The following is a 19029-nucleotide window of genomic DNA, read 5'->3' on the forward strand; positions in this document are numbered from 1 at the left end:
ATACAGCTATAGAAAATATTGGGTCACAACGAAGATCCAATTGTGGAATTCAATGTCCCAAAAGATAAAAAAGTTACAGCCATTGCATTTTGTCACCTGCATGGTTTATGGGTATATACTTTATAATTAAATAAATATCAAAACTGTAATTCTGGTGGTTATGAACCGGTTAGTTTAAAAGATTAATTCACTATACGAATATAGAGTCTTTTGGGGGTGGTATGTTAGCCCCCTACTTGATATTTTTATTAGAAAGGATAATAGCTGTGGGTAAATTAGTTAAAAATTCATTAGGATATGATTCAGATCTCTTTGTCTACCAAGATAAAGAAATGTTTAACTATTCTATTGATACAATTCTTTTAGGAAATTTTGTTTCTATAAGTTCTTCAACAAAAAACATGCTTGAAGTTGGTACAAATAATGGAGCATTATCAATATTTGTTTCCGAAAGAAATAAATCCCTCATGATTCATGCCATAGAAATCCAACAAGAGCCTCTTGAAATTGCCAAAAAAAATGTCAAGTTAAATAAAAAAGAAAAACAAATACATCTAGAACATATTGACTTCAATGATTATCATAAAAAACACGCTAAATTACAAATGAAAAAATTTGATTCCATAATTTGTAATCCGCCATTTTATAAGATAGATGCATCTATTAGAAGAAATGGTAGTGATATACTTCACAACGCAACACATGAAGTTCATCTTAATCTCGAACAACTAATTGTTGGGTCTGCAAAGATCATTGAACAAAAGGGTTATTTAGCTATTGTTGAACCAACCGAGAGACTTGTTGATATATTTGTTTTAATGAGAAAATATGGCTTTGAGCCAAAAAGGGTTCAGTTTATCCATCCGCGGGAAAATCAAAAGTCAAACTTAGTATTAGTTGAAGGAAGATATAAAGCTGGATGAGGAACACATTTTCTTAAAAACCTTTATTTACACACAGATGACTTTAACGAACATGAATACAAGGATGAAATTAAGAAACTTTATAAGCCTATAAAGATTAAGGAGAATACAAATGAGTAAAAAAACATTTTATATAACAACACCAATTTATTATCCATCAGGAGATTTGCATATTGGGCATGTTTATACAACCACACTTGCAAGGACTTTTGCTAACTATAAAATAATGAATGGTTATGATGTAAAATTTTTGACCGGAGCTGATGAGCACGGACAAAAAATTGAAAAAAAAGCCCAAGAATTTAACGTAAATCCACAAGCATATGTTGATAAAATGGCATTATCATTTAAAAATCTATGAGATAAATTAGGTATAGAATATGATTTTTTTTCTAGAACAACTGACAAAGACCACATGATAGCGATTTCAAAAATATTTTCACAACTCCTTAATGATGGATTAATGTACAAAGGGACATATAAAGGGTTATATTCTATTTCTGATGAGGAATTTTTAACAGAAACACAAGCAAAACTGGATAAAGGAAAATATTATCATCCCTTATCAGGACATGATCTTGTCGAGGTTGAAGAAGAATCATATTTTTTTAGGATAAGTGCTTATGAGAATTGGTTAAAAAAATATATTCACGAGAACAAAGACTTCATTATGCCTCATAAAATTATAAAAGAATTGCTTTCTAATTTTCTCGATAAAGGCATAGATGATTTATCTATATCAAGAACCTCTTTTAGCTGAGGAGTGCCTGTTTCCGAGGATAAGACTCATGTTATTTATGTATGAATTGATGCTCTAAGTAATTATATTACAGCACTTGGTTATAATTCAGAAAATGATGATGATTTTAACAAATATTGAGTTAACGGTGATGAAATTGTTCATTTGGTTGGCAAGGAAATTACAAGATTTCATTGCATATATTGACCAATAATATTGAAATCACTTGGACTTAGACAACCAACAAAAATATTGTCTCATGGATGAATTATTACACCAGATGGGAAAATGTCTAAGTCAAAGGGCAATGTTGTTGATCCGATAAAACTAATTGATAAATTTGGATCTGAGCAAGTGAAGTATTTCTTTTCTGCTAAATTAAAACTTGGTAATGATGGTATATTTGATGAAGAAATTTTGAAGAATGCTATTAACTCAGATCTTTCCAATAATTATGGCAATCTTCTTTCAAGGACAATTGCTATGATGCATCAAAATTTCGATGCACCAGTTAAGTATAGAGATTCTTTAACAAAAGTTGATGAAAAAATATTCTCATTAATTAGTGAAACATTAATTATTTTTAAAGATAAATTTAATGAGTTCAACCCAACAGATGCATTTGACTCTGTTATGAATCTTTCTCGAGAATTAAATGGATATATTGATATTACAAAACCATGGACATTAAAAGAAAATAAATCCAGACTAGAAATAATTTTAAACACTCTTCTGAATGGTATTTATGCCGTTACAGCATTGTTGTCAATCGTGATTCCTAATAAAGCTAAGGAAGCAAGTGATATGTTAGGGATCACTGAGTTGTCATTTGAAAATATAACTGATTTTACTAAATTTGATAAAGTAATTGTTAAAACTGGTGGACCATTATTTGAAAGAATTAAATAATTATCATGTATGTTGGACTAAAAATTATATAGACTTATGAAAATGGCTTTACATTGGATAAATATCTTCTCTATTTTAAAATTAATAAAGATGAATAATTAGTACATTACTAATATATATAAATATAATCTATATGAATCCTGTTTTTGACATAAATATCCCTTTAATTATTTTTATGTTTTTTATCTTTAACATTTTTATTGATCATATAATTCTTTAATATTCATAGCATAACAATCAATGCGATAATAATTACTACTGCTTATATGATAATGTAATTATCAATCAATTCCTATTCAATGTCATCCCGTTAACTAGTGACAAAGAATTGAACATATTATAATCTTGTGTTAATGTATTTTAACATTCTCTAGTCTTGTAAAAGATACAGAATCTATATATGTTCTATGGGCATCTGTTTCATATTTTGTTTCTTTTCTCATATGAAAATTATCAACATAGATCTTTTCAGTATTTTCATTAACTGCAATGATTTTAAAATAATTAGTATTTGTATTAGTAACATCATTACCGTTTGAAAGTTCATTAATGTTTGTTTTGCTTTGCTTTTACTATTGCATTTATTTTTACTTTAAAGATAACAGCTTTACCAGCCAAGTTTGGATAATAATTTAACGGAAAAGTTACTGGTATATCTTTTGTATTACCTACAGATAATCCTATCTATCCTTCTTCAAAATCTTAAACTAAAGTATGAGATCCAATTACTAATGTGTAATCTTTTGTTGTTCTTCTTTTAAATCTTACACCATTTAAATATCTTGTAAAATTAAATTTAACTCTCTCACTTATATTTGATTTGAATGCAGATAATCTAAATTGATATCTTTTGTTTGTGTATTATCTGAACCACATGATATTACGATATTGTTGGTACTATTATTAATGTTAAGAAACCAAGATGAATAATTAATTTATGTTTTTTGTTTTTCATATATATCTCCTTGCTTCTTTTTATTTTATAGATATTTAACACATAATAAAAACAAACATTTTAATTGTTTGTTTTACTTAGTTTTTTTTGATTGAAATGATTTTTACTTTAAATACTACGTCTTGACCCACTAGTTCTTTAGCGTGATAATCTTCCGGAAAAGGTAATTTTATATTTTTAGTATCTCCAATAGTTAGACCAATCATTCCTTCTTCAAATCCAGGAATGAATTGTCCAGATCCTATTACTAATGTGTAATCTTTGGCTCTTCCTCCATCAAAAGCTTTACCATCTAAATATCCTGCAAAGTCAAATGTGACTCTATCTCCGCTTGTTATATTTTTCATATTAATATTATATAGATTACTATTCAATAATTTCTTTAAGTCTTGGAATGAACCATGAAACTCATAAATGATTTATGTAATTTATGTTTCTCACGAATTAAAATAATTATCATGTGTGTTTTTATTTTTTTGTCTATAATTATAAGGCACTCAAATATGCCCGGGTGGCGGAATAGGTAGACGCAGGGGACTTAAAATCCCCCGGTAGTAATACTGTGCTGGTTCAATTCCAGTCCCGGGTACCATATAGCGCTGTTAGCTCAGTAGGTAGAGCAGTTGGCTTTTAACCAATTGGTCAGAGGTTCAAATCCTCTACAGCGTACCATATCACCCTTGGGTGCTTTTTTATGCATTAAAAATATTATTTAATTTCATCAAATCTATCTTCACCAGTATCAACATTATCTATCCCAAATACTCTTGCAACTATGTTTCCAACTGTTCCAAAACCTTTAAATTCTTTAAGTGACTTTGGTTTTGCTTCAAATGATTTTGAAAATATTGTCACAGGAACTTGCTCCCTTGTGTGATTTGAACCGGGAAATGTTGGATCATTACCATGGTCAGAAGTAATAATTAGTAAGTCATCTTCTTTCATTGCGTTTATTAATTTTGCTAGTTTAATATCAAATCTATTAATATTTTTTGCATACCCTTCAGGGTCTCTTCTATGACCATAGTCTGAATCAAATTGAACTAAATTAATAAAAATAAATTCATTTTTTGTGTCTTTTGTAACAAGGTCTATTGTGATGTCCATTCCATTATCATCACTTGTACTTCTATGAGATTCATTTATCCCTTGCCCAACAAAAATGTCATTTATTTTTCCAACTCCAATAACCTTTGTCCCCTTTTTGCTTAACTCATCTAAAATAGTAATCTTGGGTGGGGTTACTGCATAGTCGTGTCTATTTGAGGTTCTCTTTCAACTTCCGTTTTCACTTATATATGGCCTAGCAATGATCCGGCCAACCCTTCATTTGGGATTTGAATCACAAATCGCTCTTGCTTTCTGAGAATATTCATATAGTTTATCAAGCCCCATATGTTCTTCATGGCCACATATTTGTAAAACTGAATCCGAAGAAGTATAAACAATAATTTTATTATCATTAATTTCTTGATTTGCAAATTTATTCAAAACAACTGTTCCTGAATATGATGCATTGGCAACAATTTTTCTACCATCAAATGCTTTTTCAAGAACCTTAATCATATCATCAGGAAAACCTGTATCAGTAAATACAGGAAATGGTGTTTCAGTTTTAATTCCCATCATTTCTCAGTGTCCAGCTAAAGTATCTTTGGCATTTGATATTTCCTGCATTCTTGCCATGTAAGCAGTTTGATTAACAGCTTTATTAAAACCAGTTAATTTTGCAATGGAGTCAATTCCTAATTTTTTCCATGTTGGAATTTCTAATAAATTAGTTTGACTAATATGTAAAAATGTGTTGGCTCCCTTATCTCTATATTTAGCAGCCTCTTTATCTCCACCAATTCCTAAGGAATCAGTAACAATCATTATTACTCTATTTTGTTTTTTCATTATTACCTCTTTATATAAAAGTATATTCTAAAATAAAGTATAATAATTGAAAACAATAAAGTATAAATAAAGGTAGGAAAAAATGATTAAAAAAATAGCTATTTTAACTTCTGGCGGAGATGCTCCAGGAATGAATAATGCCATAAGAGCAATTGTCAAAACGGCAAAAATTAATAATGTTGAGCCTTTTTTAGTGTATGAAGGATACAGTGGTCTTTACAAAGGTGATATCATTTCGGCAAGTGATGTGAATGTAGATCAATATATTTCCAAAGGTGGGACATTTATTTACTCTGCAAGATTTCCAAAATTTTTAGAACCAAAAATAAGAGAAGTTGCTAAAAATAACTTAAAAAAAATGGGGATTGATGCTTTAGTTGTCATTGGTGGAGATGGTTCCTATCGTGGGGCTCAGCGGTTACATGAATTAGGTGTCAAGACAATTGCTTTGCCTGGAACAATTGATAATGATATTACTTCATCAGATTTCACCATTGGTTATAATACTGCTTTGAATACAGTTGTTGAAAATGTTGAAAAGATTAGAGACACAATGAACTCACATGGTAGGGCAGCGATCATCGAAGTAATGGGTCACGGTTGTGGAGATTTAGCGCTATATGGCGGGATTGCAACTGGTGTAGAAATCATTGTTACAAATGAAGTTCAAATGTCAATAGAGAAGGTTGCACAAAAAGTTAAAGAACAAAAAGAAAATGGAAAACGTTCTGTGATTGTCTTGATATCTGAGTTTATTTTTGAAGATATTCATGAGGCTGCTAAAACAATTTCTGAAATATCTGGCGTGGCAACAAGAGGTATTTCATTTGCACATATTCAAAGGGGTGGGATTCCGTCTGCACAAGAAAAAATTTTGGCCACTAGAATGGGAATTAAATCCGTTGAGTTATTATTAGAAAATAAATCTGGTTTTGCTGTTGGTGAAATTTCTGGGTCAATGAAAGCAATACCAATTATGGACGCCTTAAAAATTTCTAGAAGAAAAAGAGTGGAGCTTACAAATAAAATCAATAAAATAAACCAAGCGTAATTAATTGTAAATTTTTATTATTAATGAAATATTTTTTAATAAACTTTATTTTTGAAAAGTAATTATGTTAGTACGCATAAGAATTTAGTAGGAATAACAGAATAAAGTTTTTATTTTGATGAGGATTTTTTGTTTTTGATAAAAAAAATACCCCAATGAGAGGATAGTCCTTTAAAATAATGGTAACCAAGCCAAGAAAGGACACTTTTATTTTAAATTAAAAGAAAAACAATTTTTGAAAAAGAAATTTTCTTGCAATGGCAAGATCACAAAAGAAGTGGTTTAAGAACAATTTTCACTTCCTTTGGAGACATCATTTTTGAAAGAAAAATATATTTAATTTAGATGGAGCTACCAAAATATGTATGATTCTATTTGATAAGTTTATCGGGCTTGAACCATAAGCATATATCCAAAAATGTTTTTATCATTTTTTTACTAAAGACGTAAATTCAGTAACTTATTATAAGGCACTTGTAAAAATATTTAAAGAAAAAATCAGCTCATATCAAATTACTAAAATGATGAAGCAAGAGGAATTTTATTTTAAGTCAGTGAAGTTGACAACAAAATTAAACACATTAACTATCAATGTGGATGGTATCTATCTTCTGGAAAACAAGGCAAGCAAATATGAAAATAAATTTGCTGTCATGTATACCAAAACCATACTAGCAAATAGACGAATTCACAAAACCAAAAAGAGGGTTACCCATCTTATAAAATTCATGCTACAGAAACAAGCTCAATGGGTATTGCAAGTATATTAAAAAAGCCTTGTTTATTAATTCAAGATAATTATTAAAATGTTAAAATAAATTTATCATTATTTGATAAAGACTTTTTGTATTAAACTTATTTAGAGGATTAAGCATAATTTCTCTAAAATGTTTAAAAGCAAAAATTCCTATTAAATAATTCTGAGCATCACAAATAAAATAGTTTTTTTAGAAAATTTATTTGTAGTAAAATAAAAATGCAAGGGAGATAAAATGATTGAAAAAAGAACGAAAATTATTACAACAATTGGTCCTGCATCAGAATCCAAAGAGGTTATGGGTAAATTGTTTGATGCTGGTATGACAACCATTAGAATGAATTTTTCACATGGTGATCATATAGAGCAAGGACCAAGAATTGTAACAGCAAGAGAAATTTCTAAGGAAAAAGGTAAACCAATTTCTTTGATGTTAGATACTAAAGGTCCAGAAATAAGAATTGGTAAAATGAAAGATGGAGTTCAAGAAATTGCTGAAAATGAAATTGTAACAATTTACACAGACGCTGATTCTTATAAAAATAGGGAAGGCACAACAACTTCATTTACAACTGCTTATGATATGTCAATAGATTTAGAGATTGGTAAAATTGTATTAGTAGATGATGGTAAGCTAGTACTTGATGTTACTGATGTTAAGCCTGGAGTGATTCTTGCAAAAACAAGAAACCATCATATTCTAAAAAATAACAAACGTATTAATCTTCCTGGAACAAAATTTTCAATGGCGTTTTTAGCCGATCAAGACAGAGCAGACATTAGATTTGGTGCCAAACAAGGAGTCGACTTTATTGCAGCCTCATTTGTTAATACACCAGAAGACATAAAGGAAATTAGAACAATTCTTAAAGAAGAAAAGGCAGAAGAAATTCTAATATATTCTAAAATAGAATCTCAATATGCAGTTGATCATTTTGATGAAATATTAAAAGTAACCGATGGTGTTATGGTTGCTCGTGGAGATTTAGGACTTGAGATTCCTTATTATAAAGTCCCGGGTGCTCAAAAAATGATGATTAGAAAATGTAGAAAAGCCGGTAAACCAGTTATTGTGGCAACACAAATGCTTGATTCAATGGAGTCGACACCATATCCAACTAGAGCTGAAGTAACTGATGTTTACTTTGCTACTGAATTAGGAGCAGATGCAACAATGTTGTCAGGTGAATCAGCTGCCGGAGACTTTCCAGTAGAGGCTGTTAAGGTTATGGCAAAGATTAATGAAACAGCTGAAGTAGATTTCTATAATAAACTATTTTATAAAGTTCAATTAGATGAAGTTGCCAAGGCATCTACTGGGCAAAGAGCTGTTATAGCTGAAATGATTGCTCGAAAGGCTATTTCTAGTGAATATAAATTTGCCGTTGTTCTCTCTAGTACAGGTGCTTTACTAAAAGAGGTTGCTAAGTTTAGACCAAATCTTGCTATTCTTGGTGTCGTTGCAGATCCTAAACAAATAACTAAATTTGGAATTACATCTTCAGTATTTGTTTTTCCAGAAACTTCAATGTTTACTACAATCAAAGAAAATTTAAATGCTGCTAAAAATGTTGCGACAAGATTCAATGGCAAACTTGGTGATAAAATACTTGTTGTTCAAAATGATAAAATCTCTGAATTAACATTATAGTTTTGTGATTTAACCTCATTTGGGATTTTTTAATGGCTATTATGAATAAATTCTCATCCCAAACAATTAAAAAACTAAATTTCTATGTATATTTATTGACAATAGGCAAAAATAAAGATTAAACAGCATTTTATATTGGCAAAGGAAAAGGTAATAGAGTATTTGAACATTTTGATATTAGAAATAAAGTAAATGCTTCAATTCTTAATGATGCATCATTAACAATTAAATAAAAAACTATATTAAATAATGAACGTAATGCATATTATAGTAGAAGTTGATTTAACAACAAAAGATGTACTCAAATTAGAAACACTACTAATTAATGTTTTTATCCATACTCCCAAATGTTTCTCTTGCAAATATAGTTAAAGAGCATTGCCAATTCTAGGCTATTAATGTCAACGACATTTAATTTCAATATGCTAAACCCATTGTTTTAGAAGAGTTTTGCAATAAAAACAAAATAAAAATTTCAATTCCTAAATCAAATATAGAATCATATTTTTCATGTCTAAAAAATGATTTAGGGTAGTTTTAGAAAGCATGTGAAAATTCAATAATGAAAAACTAAAAAACGTTGATTATATTTTGGGTATACATGAAGACTCAATATATGGAATATAGAGACATATTAAAAGTTCAATAAAAATGGCAAATTCATTTACTCAAGATTCATTATACAGGTAGAATCAAGTTCATATGGTCATGGGTAGACCAGAAGAATATACTTTAAATCTTGATCGGATGCTTAAAAATGTTGACTCAAATAAAAAGATATTTGAACTAGCCCCTATTTCTATTCCAGAATCACAATACATAAAAGTCATAAGTGAATTATAAAATAAGGATAAATTCATCAGCAAAAAGCTGTTAAATAGAACAATCAAAAATTCAAAAATATATGTAAGAGCATGAAGAAATTATTTTGGCTTCTAATATAAAAATGATGTAATGTTATGACATTTGTCATATGGTTTAATTCAAAATCCAATGTTTTGGAATGTTTAAATAGGCATTTTTTCTTTTTTTTATTTATAATTAGTTTATGAACTCAACTGAAAACATTATCTTATGAACGGTTTCACTAACTTTAGGAGTAACAGGTATTTTGTTTGGAATTATTGCTTCCTATAACTCTAGAAAAGCTAACAAATCATTAACAGAGTTAATTCATAACAGCAGAAATGATGATTTAGCTCGGAAATTCTTTTTTGATCATCCTGAAGAACTAATTGCTGCAAATAAAAAAGCCATAAGATGTTTACAAAATGTTGAATCCACTTACTTTGATTATTCCATTATTAATACTGGCACAAGACTTATTCCCATTAATCAGGAAAATCAAAATAAGTTAAAAGAAAGTATTTATGCTGATTTAGCATCTGATTTTTTAGAAATTAAAAAAGCTTTGGATCCCTTGTTTATCAAAGTTCTTGGTGGCAAAAGTTTTTTATATTCTACACAGAAAATGCCATCAACTAAAAGAAAATTATTGATTGAATATCACAGAAGAGTTATTGATTCAGCAACCGTCATTATCAAGACGTTTGCAAACGGAATGGATTCACTAAATACTAGTAAAATATAAATGTTATAGTAAATATCTAATGATATTTTTCTATTTGTCATATGTATAATGTAATTACAATGGAAACAAGATTAAAAGTTGAAAGCAAAGATAGAATTGATAAATATATAGCATCTAATTCTGAAATATCACGATCCGATATAAAAAAATTAATCGATGGTCATGCAGTTTTTGTTGATGGCATTCAAGTGAGGAAAACAAATTTTACTGTACAAGAAGGAAATGAAATACTTGTAACAAGAATTATCCAAAGAGAAATCCAGGCAATTCCTCAGGATATTAAAATCGATGTTATTTATGAAGATGATGACATCATTGTTGTTAATAAAGCGTCAGGTATGGTGGTTCATCCAGCGCCTGGTCACAAAGATGGTACACTTGTGAATGCCCTACTATATAGGTTCAAAGATTTATCTGATATAAATGGAGTGACTCGCCCAGGAATTGTTCATAGAATTGATAAAGATACTTCTGGTCTCTTGGTTGTTGCAAAAACAAACGATGCCCATAAATTTCTCTCCGAACAACTAAAAGATCATTTAATTAAAAGAACTTACTTTGCATTAATAAAGGGTAGAATGGAAAATAAAGTTGTTCATATTAAAGTTCCAATTGGAAGAGATCCAAGAAACAGGAAGAGAATGTCAGTTACAAGGCTTAATTCAAAAGATGCAATTACACATGTTTATGCACATACCAACTATTATGACACATCTTTGGTCAGGTGTGAGTTAGAGACAGGTAGAACGCATCAGATAAGGGTCCATTTAGCCCATATAAAGCATGCAATCATTGGTGATCCTTTATACGGAGCAAAAATAGATGACTTTGGACAGAGACTACATGCTACAAAGCTACAATTAGTTCATCCTTTGACAAAAAAATTAATGATGTTTGAATGTCCTTTGCCAGAACAATTGACAATAAATAATATCCAAAAAACTTAATGGTAATGGCTCAATCATTAACATTAAGTGTTTTTCTCAGAACAATATATTGGCATTAATTATTTAGGAATGTGATAACTACATATCTTTTACAATTATTTTCATACCCTCAATTGTTGCTTCTTTGACATATTTAAAATTAGTAAGATATTTTGCAATATTTTTAGAATTACCGCCTGATAATATTAATTTTGCGTTGGGGTCAATATCATTAACCAAACCATTAATCATATGAACATGGCCACGGATCATTCCAATTGAAATTGATTCTTCCGTGCTATGTCCGATTTTTTTATTTGTTGGGACATAGAGCGCTGTTTCACCAATTGCGGCAGCAGATTTAAACAATGAATAAAGAGATGTCATGAAGCCAGGCAAAATAACACAGCCCATAAAAGCATGATCAACTACATGGGTAATGGTTGTAGCTGTTCCCATATTAACAATGATACAGTTACTACCTTTTGTGGTAGCAAACGCAGCAAGACAAACAAGATCAGCACCAACTTTTTTTGGCTGATCAGCATTTATTTTAATACCTGTTTTCATAGGGTAGGCAATATTATTGGGTAAAACACCTCAATATTTTTTACTAACACCATTTATTAAGTCCAAAACACTAGGAGCAACTGACGAGATAAAGACTTTAGTGATTCTCCCTTTTAGTTCCTTAGGAAGAGCATTATAAAATGAATCAACAGAATATTTCTGCTTAGTTGGATACGAAACATAATATTTATTAAAATTTATCTTTATGTTTGTATTTCCGATATCTATATATATAACCATTATTTATTGTCCTTTATAACAAAGTCTTTAAAAGTAGATGAACTATATATAATATCCTCATAATCAGGAATAATTAAAACAGTTTCAAGATTATTATTAATTTCTCTATTCAGTTTAGCCATGTCTAATTCATAATTAAAGTCAATATTATTTCGAGCTGAACGAACTAAGTATTTTATATTCATTTCTTTTGCAAATGTTCCGATGTATTTTTCATTAACATATGTAATAAAAACATTAGAGGGAAATTTATTTTTTCTCATAATTTTTAGTCTATCTTCAATATTGTTTTGATTTGTCTTTAAGTGGTTATTTGCTACAACCACATGCAGTTCATCAAATAGTTGTGATGCTTTAGTAATTATTTGGATATGTCCCTTATGGACCGGATCAAAAGACCCTGCGAATATTGCTTTTCTCATAATATAATTATATAAAATATATGATTAAATTTAAAATTCATTTTATTTTAAACACTATTTTCTATAAAAATATCAATATGTTAATATAAGGTTATTTTATTAACTATATAGTATAATATTTTAATCTTAATTTAAGATATACATTGAAAGGGAGAGTATGATAGAATGATTTAATTGAAAAAACGAAACTGGGGAAATGATTGGTTCATTTACACTCACATTTGCGGTTTTATTGGCAATGATTATTGTCCATAGGAAAAAATACGGTATTGACACTGTATTCAAGAAAAGAATGTTTATGGGTGTCATAGTCGCACTCGCAGTTTTGTTCTCTGCGACTGCTGCTGTAGGATTTGGCGGATTTGGACAGATCAATCCAGGTATTACATTAATGGTTGCTGCAATAGAAGGTCATTGAAACCAAGTTCCTGCTATTATCGGATTCCAATTAATAGGTTCTATTATGGCAACAATTGGTGCCTTGCTATTTACAACATATTTTATTAAAGACGTTAAACTGAATAGTGTTTTTAATTGAACTAAGCAATCCGTGGGGCACACGGTCGGTATTGAAGTGGTAGGAAATATTTTTTGATTCTTACCAATTGCAGGTTATGTGCTCTTATTAATTAACCAAAATGGTAGTATAGGTAACCTGGATTATTCAACATTTGGTCATTTCCAACTTGCCTTAACAGCTGCCGCTGGTAAATTCATATTAGTGGGCATGTTTGAAGAATTTGGAGCAGCTAATTTTAATGCTCAAATCTGATTTGGTAAGATGTTGGCGACAATTGTTATTACTAAGAAATTACCCAAAAAACCTGTTGTATCTGAACTATCGGGGTTACTTGCTAACTTATCAATTGGTATTGGACTTGGATACTTAGCTAATTACTACTTAAAACATTAACCACCAAGTCAATAAAACAAGTTAAAACAAAAAATATCCTAACTTATTTTGGTTTAAATTACATATCATAAATAAAAACAACTCCTTTTGAAGTTGTTTGTTTTTTATGGTTTAGTCATAATGGTTAATTAATTTTTTGTTATTATTGTTCCAGCTTTACCAGCGATGATTTTATGTGCATCTTTCAAGTCGCCAATAAATGCAGGCATACTTGTATTTTTAACAAATTCCATAGCTGCTAATATTTTTGGCAACATCGAACCGGGTGCAAATTGATTTTCTTTGATGTAAACATTAAGATCATCTAGATTAGTTGTAGCAAGTGATTCTTCATTTTCTTTTCCGTAATTGATTTTCACTTGATCAACAGCTGTCAAAATAATAAATTTGTCTGCTTTTAATTTATCAGCAATAAATGAAGCTGTGGAATCTTTATCAATAACTGCATCCACTCCTTCAATTGAGCCATTATTAATAACAGGTATTCCTCCACCTCCACCAACAATTGTAATAATATTGTCTTTTAACAAATTCCTTACTATTGGTAAAACGGGCATATCTACTGGTTTTGGTGAAGCAACAACTCTTCTTCATCCTCTTCCGGCATCTTCTTTCACTTTTCAATTATTTTTTGTGGCAATTTCTTTAGCTTCTTTTTCTGACATAAAATCACCAATTGGTTTAGAAGGATCTTTAAATCCGGGATCATTTTTATCAACAATAGTTTGACAAACTAGAGATATTACATTGCCTTTTATTTTTCTGTCTAATAATTCGTTTTGAACTGCGTTTTGAATGTGATAACCAATATATCCTTGGGACATAGCTCCACATTCAGGAAAAGGAAGAATTTCCTTAGAAATTTTATCCTGAAAAGATTTCATGAAAGAATTATTTATTCAACCAACTTGAGGTCCATTTCCATGAACAATTACTACATTATGATTATCATTGTATAAATCTACAATTGTTTTAGCTGTTGTTTTAACAGTTATTTTTTGTTCAGAAGGTGTTTTTCCTAAGGCGTTTCCACCTAGTGCTAACACTATTGTATTCATTAGAATAATGCGCTTCCACCAGCTGCTGCTAATGAGAATGCTAGTATTAACACAAATCCAACTATGAATAAACTTAGTGTGATTTTTCAAGTTTGTTTAATTCAAACATTATATGGTACTCCTGCATAAGCGGTGTAACCCATTAACGCTGCTGATGTTGGGGTAATTAAGTTTGCAATTCCACTTGCAAATAAGAATCCCATCATAGCAAGTCCTATCGCTGTTGTTTCTCTACCAGGAAATGCGGTAACAGCGATGTTTGCAAATATTGGTATAAAGGCTGCTGCGAATCCTGATGTTGAAGGAACAAGCATTGATAAAATAATAGAAATAATAAATATAACAATACCAAATCCAACTCATGAAGTTAGTCCTCTAGCTGATTTATCAGCTATAAATTTACCAAATCCTGTTGCGTTTAATATTGATCCTAACCCTGCGGCTGTTCCAATCAATAAACAAACAGTTAAAACATCTTTAACCCCTGCCATATATGATGAAATAAATCCTTCCTCAACATTTTCATTTTCAGATTTAAATTCTTTAACATTCATTGCGAAAACCAATACTGCAACAATTAAGAATAATGCAGCAACAGAAGTAAAGTATCAATCTCCAATTGGAGCATAACCTGACCCTTTTGTTGAAGCAAATCAGAACATGTATTTTTCATAAGTTGCAGTCGGTGTGGTAAGATCAGATATTCAGTTACCTCATGGCAAATACATAATAATCATTAACACAAAAGCAAGAACAAACAATGCAAGTGATAATTTTCTTTTTCTTGTAAATTCAATTAATTCAACTTCTTTAAATCTTGATTCAATTAGTTTGTTGTCCAGTCCATCTACTATTCTTCCTCTTCTTACAGAAGAAACCATACTTACACCAATACCTTTAACTGATTCTATAAATCCGCCTCCAGATTTTTTTGTATATCCTCATTTTTCTTTGGCTTCAAAATCAGTTTTCATATTAGCTCCGATTCCTTTTTTATATTTTGCAGCTATTAATGTTACCATTAAAATTCCAACTATTTCATATATAAAGAATGAAACCCATCTTGTTCCTTGCATAACTCCAGAAGTTATGCTGATACCGGCATCAACCATACTTTTGTTATCATTAATGGCAGCAACTGCGGCCCCCACTGAAAATGGGTTAACTGTTGATGCTAAACAACCAATGCCAGATCCCATTAATATAACTAGTATAGCTGTAAAAGCACCATAGCCAGCTTTCTTAAATACCGGTATTAAAACAGGTATAAAAGCAATAGTTTCTTCTCACATACCATATGATGTACCACCCATACCAAATACAAACATAAGTACAGGTATTAATAATCAAACTTTATTACCTAATTTTCCAACTAGGGCATCTATTCCTGCATCTATACTCTTGATCTTGGTCATAACACCTAAGGTACCGCCAATTGAGAATATAAATAGAATTACATCTGCCTTGTCTTTAAATCCATGTCAAATAGAAGTAAAGATATCTAATAGACCTACACCAGTTATATCACTAGAAAGTCCTTGTCCTATTCATGAAGCTACAATAAATGCAACCATGATAGAAATAATTACTAAAAATGATGAAGGTATATATTTTTTCTTTTTCATTTGTTTATCTTTCATTTTTATCTCCTTTTAATATCTAAAACTTACTGACCAATAGTAGCTAACATAATTGCTTTTATAGAGTGAAGTCTATTTTCTGCTTCTTCAAATACTTTTGAGTATTTTGATCTGAAAACAGCATTTGTCACTTCAAATTCTCCATTTTTTACATTAGGATACTTATTTCCATATTCTTTTGCTTTTTCATAACTGACAGTTGTATGAGTGTCATGAAAAGCAGGTAAACAATGAAGGAAAATAACATCTTCATGTGCATTTTTGATCATATCCATATTTACTTGATATTTATGAAGTGATTTTAAACGACCATTTCAGTCAGATTCCCCCATTGAAACTCAAACATCAGTATAGATAACATGAGCTCCTTTTGTCGCTATTTTTCAATCAGAACTTAATTCTATTTTTCCATCAGTTTCGCTAGCTATTTTTTCACATTTGGTAACTAGGCCTTTTGCTGGCATTAATTCTTTAGGAGATAGCATCACAAAATGCATTCCTAATTTAGCAGCAGAAACCATTAATGAATTGGCCATATTATTTCTTCCGTCTCCAGAATAAACAATTTTTTTACCTTTTAAGTCAGTTCCAAAATATTCTTGAATTGTCATAAAATCAGCGATCATTTGTGTAGGATGTCAATCATCTGTAAGACCGTTTCAGACTGGAACTCCTGAATGTTGAGCTAAAAGCTCAACATCTTTGTGAGCATATCCCCTGAATTGAATTCCATCAAACATTCTTCCTAAAACTTTTGCAGTATCTTCTATGGATTCTTTTTTTCCAAATTGAGATCCAGATGGACCAATGTACACAGTATGCATTCCTAAATCAGCGGCCCCTATTTCAAAAGAACACCTTGTTCTAGTTGAATCTTTTTGAAATAGCAATGCAACTGATTTACCATTTAGTGGTTTATCTACAATTCCGTTGTATTTTTGAGCTTTTAGATTATGGGAAAGCTTTAATAAATATTTAAACTCATCATTTGATAAATCCAATATTTTAATGAAATTTTTTCCTCTCATATTTTGCATATATTAAATATTCTCCCTTTCTAGTGGCATGGACATACATCTTGGTCCACCTCTTCCACTGGATAATTCACTTGATTTAATTTCAATAGTTTCTATACCTGCGGCTTTAACAGCTTTGTTTGTGTAGACGTTTCTGTTATAAACAATAATTTTACCTGGTTCAATGCATAGACAATTTGCACCATCATTTCATTGTTCTCTTTTAGATCTAACATATTCGTCTCCTCCAACAATAATTAATTGTGTTTTTGGGTGAATGTGTTTTTGTAAAATAGTTAAAATATTGTCATTTGATTTTTTAATATTCAATTCATCGTTTAATCCTCTAGTTATTTCAAAAGATGTGTATTTATCGTGAGCAAAATCAGCATCTATTGAAAATTTATCGTGATCCATTTGAGTTAAAATGGTGTCTAAGTGCATTGTTGCATGACTTTTTGGGATTTCGATTCCAACTACAATTTTTAGGTGATCATATCTTTTAAATAATTTTTTAGACAATATTTCAACACCAACAGCGGTTGTTCTCTGAGAAATACCGACAAAAATATTTTCCTTGTTCATTACCAAAACATCTCCACCTTCTATGGTTCCATCATCGCTTGGATCCATAATATATTTTATATTTTTAAACTCTGGATGAAGTTTAAATCCGTATTCATAATAAACACTTTCTCTTCTTCTTGTTACTGAATACATTTTGTGAAGATTCATTCCATCGAAAATTGTTGCAATTGGATCTCTTTGAAATAAAATATTTGGAATTGGATCTGCATAAAATGGATAAGCATCATCTTTTAAAACTAGATCCGTCAAATTATTGGAAAAGTCAGGTTTAATTTCTGATTTTTTAACTCCAGCAATTGTTGCTCTTACCATCTCCAAATTATTTTTCATATCTAAAAAGAATTTTTTTGCAGCGACATAAATTGATTTGCTTCTTATGTCTGCTTCTTTTAGATAAGAATCAATAAATTTTTCTCTTTGGCTTGGATTAGCATCCAATACTTCAGCTACCAATTTTTCTATATAAAATACTTTAACGCCTTCTTCTTTTAATTTATCAGTAAAATAATCATGCTCTTCTTGAGCAACTTTTAGATACATTATGTCGTCAAATAAAAGCCTTTCAAATATTTCTGGATAAATTCTTTGTACTTCTTTGCCAGGTCTGTGAACTAGAATTTTTTTTAGTTTGCCTATTTCACTATATACTTTTAATTCCATGTTTCTCCTTTTCATATTGGTTTGTTTTAATATATAAAAAGCAGAAACGGGCCTCAGGTTCCTCGAGGGATATTAATAAAGAAAGAAGTTATATTGATATAAATTCAATTTAAAAAGATTTGTACATTTGTTGAAAGAAAATATAAATATTCATTCATACTAATATTATATATCAAATAACAGGTTTACATAATAAATATACAATATAATAATATCCCATAAATTATTTATAACTTTGTTAGTTTTTGTGTTTAGTGCCTTTATTGTAAATAATTACAAGTTTAAACTATTTAGTATTTTCACTCTATTGTTAAAAGGTTATCATAATAATGTCCGCTATGAAAGGCCCCTTTGCCTTACAATTGATTTAGAGACTAATCAGGAAGAAAAGGGACGCTAGAAAATAAACATAAAATTATAAGACGATTAATTTCTAAGAAAAAAAGTTTAAATAAATATATAAATAAAGATTTATTAATCCTAAATAAATTTATCAATAATTACTATTCAAAAACATTTAA

The 19029-nt window shown here is 29.9% G+C and carries 17 protein-coding genes and 2 tRNA genes; 11 read left to right on the plus strand and 8 right to left on the minus strand.

All coding sequences use genetic code 4. From position 1 onward, the window contains the following. Positions 1 to 42 precede the first annotated feature (42 nt). The 3 genes from O3I44_RS03630 (at position 43) to metG (ending at position 2571) form a co-directional block, all read left to right on the plus strand. On the plus strand, positions 43 to 126 hold the full coding sequence (locus tag O3I44_RS03630; protein ID WP_373317544.1) for a desulfoferrodoxin family protein: 84 nt from the start codon (positions 43 to 45) through the stop codon (positions 124 to 126). A 95-nt stretch (positions 127 to 221) separates the two neighbouring features. Continuing rightward, positions 222 to 1043: a tRNA1(Val) (adenine(37)-N6)-methyltransferase gene (locus O3I44_RS00560; protein WP_303717256.1), complete on the plus strand. Its 822-nt coding sequence runs from the start codon at positions 222 to 224 to the stop codon at positions 1041 to 1043. Continuing rightward, a complete protein-coding gene (gene metG / locus O3I44_RS00565; RefSeq protein WP_303717257.1) occupies positions 1036 to 2571 on the plus strand; it encodes a methionine--tRNA ligase in 1536 nt (511 codons plus the stop codon). Before O3I44_RS00560 ends, metG begins: the two co-directional genes overlap by 8 nt. 1032 nt (positions 2572 to 3603) lie before the next feature. Here the strand turns inward: metG and O3I44_RS00570 are convergent. After that, positions 3604 to 3873: an FKBP-type peptidyl-prolyl cis-trans isomerase gene (locus O3I44_RS00570; RefSeq protein WP_303717258.1), complete on the minus strand. Its 270-nt coding sequence runs from the start codon at positions 3871 to 3873 to the stop codon at positions 3604 to 3606. A gap of 158 nt (positions 3874 to 4031) precedes the next feature. Here O3I44_RS00570 and O3I44_RS00575 point away from each other — a divergent pair. Together O3I44_RS00575 and O3I44_RS00580 are read left to right on the plus strand one after the other, a co-directional pair. Continuing rightward, positions 4032 to 4118, plus strand: a tRNA-Leu gene (locus tag O3I44_RS00575). 4 nt (positions 4119 to 4122) lie between these two features. Next, a tRNA-Lys gene (locus O3I44_RS00580) sits at positions 4123 to 4198 on the plus strand. A gap of 36 nt (positions 4199 to 4234) precedes the next feature. Here the strand turns inward: O3I44_RS00580 and O3I44_RS00585 are convergent. Beyond that, positions 4235 to 5425, minus strand: a complete 1191-nt coding sequence (locus O3I44_RS00585) for a phosphopentomutase (protein ID WP_303717259.1) — start codon at positions 5423 to 5425, stop codon at positions 4235 to 4237. An 82-nt stretch (positions 5426 to 5507) separates the two neighbouring features. Here O3I44_RS00585 and pfkA point away from each other — a divergent pair, with 82 nt between their 5' ends. The 5 genes from pfkA to O3I44_RS00610 all read left to right on the plus strand — a co-directional run bounded on the left by pfkA (position 5508) and on the right by O3I44_RS00610 (position 11422). Continuing rightward, entirely contained in the window at positions 5508 to 6476 is a 969-nt protein-coding gene (gene pfkA, locus O3I44_RS00590; RefSeq protein ID WP_303717260.1) for a 6-phosphofructokinase, read from the plus strand. A 992-nt stretch (positions 6477 to 7468) separates the two neighbouring features. Further along, entirely contained in the window at positions 7469 to 8884 is a 1416-nt protein-coding gene (gene pyk / locus O3I44_RS00595) for a pyruvate kinase (RefSeq protein ID WP_303717261.1), read from the plus strand. Between the two features lie 702 nt (positions 8885 to 9586). Further along, the gene (locus O3I44_RS00600; protein WP_303717262.1) at positions 9587 to 9727 is read left to right on the plus strand and encodes a hypothetical protein; all 141 of its coding nucleotides are present in this window, start codon (positions 9587 to 9589) and stop codon (positions 9725 to 9727) included. A 205-nt stretch (positions 9728 to 9932) separates the two neighbouring features. Continuing rightward, positions 9933 to 10475 carry a hypothetical protein gene (locus O3I44_RS00605; protein ID WP_303717263.1) on the plus strand — a complete coding sequence of 181 codons (543 nt, stop codon included), beginning with the start codon at positions 9933 to 9935 and terminating at the stop codon, positions 10473 to 10475. Positions 10476 to 10534: 59 nt separating this feature from the next. Continuing rightward, positions 10535 to 11422, plus strand: a complete 888-nt coding sequence (locus tag O3I44_RS00610) for an RluA family pseudouridine synthase (RefSeq protein ID WP_303717264.1) — start codon at positions 10535 to 10537, stop codon at positions 11420 to 11422. Positions 11423 to 11500: 78 nt separating this feature from the next. Here the strand turns inward: O3I44_RS00610 and O3I44_RS00615 are convergent, their stop codons facing one another. Both O3I44_RS00615 and coaD read right to left on the minus strand, forming a co-directional pair. Continuing rightward, positions 11501 to 12211 (minus strand): type III pantothenate kinase, encoded by a 711-nt coding sequence (locus O3I44_RS00615; RefSeq protein WP_303717265.1) that lies wholly within the window; start codon positions 12209 to 12211, stop codon positions 11501 to 11503. Continuing rightward, the gene (coaD, locus tag O3I44_RS00620; RefSeq protein ID WP_303717266.1) at positions 12211 to 12633 is read right to left on the minus strand and encodes a pantetheine-phosphate adenylyltransferase; all 423 of its coding nucleotides are present in this window, start codon (positions 12631 to 12633) and stop codon (positions 12211 to 12213) included. The genes O3I44_RS00615 and coaD overlap by 1 nt, the downstream gene beginning before the upstream one ends. Before the next feature lie 157 nt (positions 12634 to 12790). On the opposite strand from coaD, the gene O3I44_RS00625 reads away from it, so the two are divergent. Then, a complete protein-coding gene (locus O3I44_RS00625; protein WP_303717267.1) occupies positions 12791 to 13546 on the plus strand; it encodes an MIP/aquaporin family protein in 756 nt (251 codons plus the stop codon). Positions 13547 to 13674: 128 nt separating this feature from the next. Here O3I44_RS00625 and arcC read toward each other — a convergent pair whose 3' ends face one another. The 4 genes from arcC to O3I44_RS00645 are packed head-to-tail and all read right to left on the minus strand — an operon-like array spanning position 13675 to position 18508. Continuing rightward, positions 13675 to 14604 (minus strand): carbamate kinase, encoded by a 930-nt coding sequence (gene arcC, locus O3I44_RS00630; protein ID WP_303717268.1) that lies wholly within the window; start codon positions 14602 to 14604, stop codon positions 13675 to 13677. Continuing rightward, positions 14604 to 16244, minus strand: coding sequence for a hypothetical protein (locus O3I44_RS00635; protein ID WP_303717269.1), 1641 nt, complete (start codon positions 16242 to 16244; stop codon positions 14604 to 14606). Before O3I44_RS00635 ends, arcC begins: the two co-directional genes overlap by 1 nt. 26 nt (positions 16245 to 16270) lie before the next feature. Beyond that, positions 16271 to 17281 (minus strand): ornithine carbamoyltransferase, encoded by a 1011-nt coding sequence (gene argF / locus O3I44_RS00640; protein ID WP_303717270.1) that lies wholly within the window; start codon positions 17279 to 17281, stop codon positions 16271 to 16273. A gap of 3 nt (positions 17282 to 17284) precedes the next feature. Beyond that, the gene (locus O3I44_RS00645) at positions 17285 to 18508 is read right to left on the minus strand and encodes an arginine deiminase (protein ID WP_303717271.1); all 1224 of its coding nucleotides are present in this window, start codon (positions 18506 to 18508) and stop codon (positions 17285 to 17287) included. Between the last annotated feature and the right edge of the window lie 521 nt (positions 18509 to 19029).

The sequence above is a fragment of the Candidatus Mycoplasma mahonii genome, from assembly GCF_030550815.1.
GTDB lineage: Bacteria > Bacillota_I > Bacilli_A > Mycoplasmatales > Metamycoplasmataceae > Mycoplasma_O > Mycoplasma_O mahonii.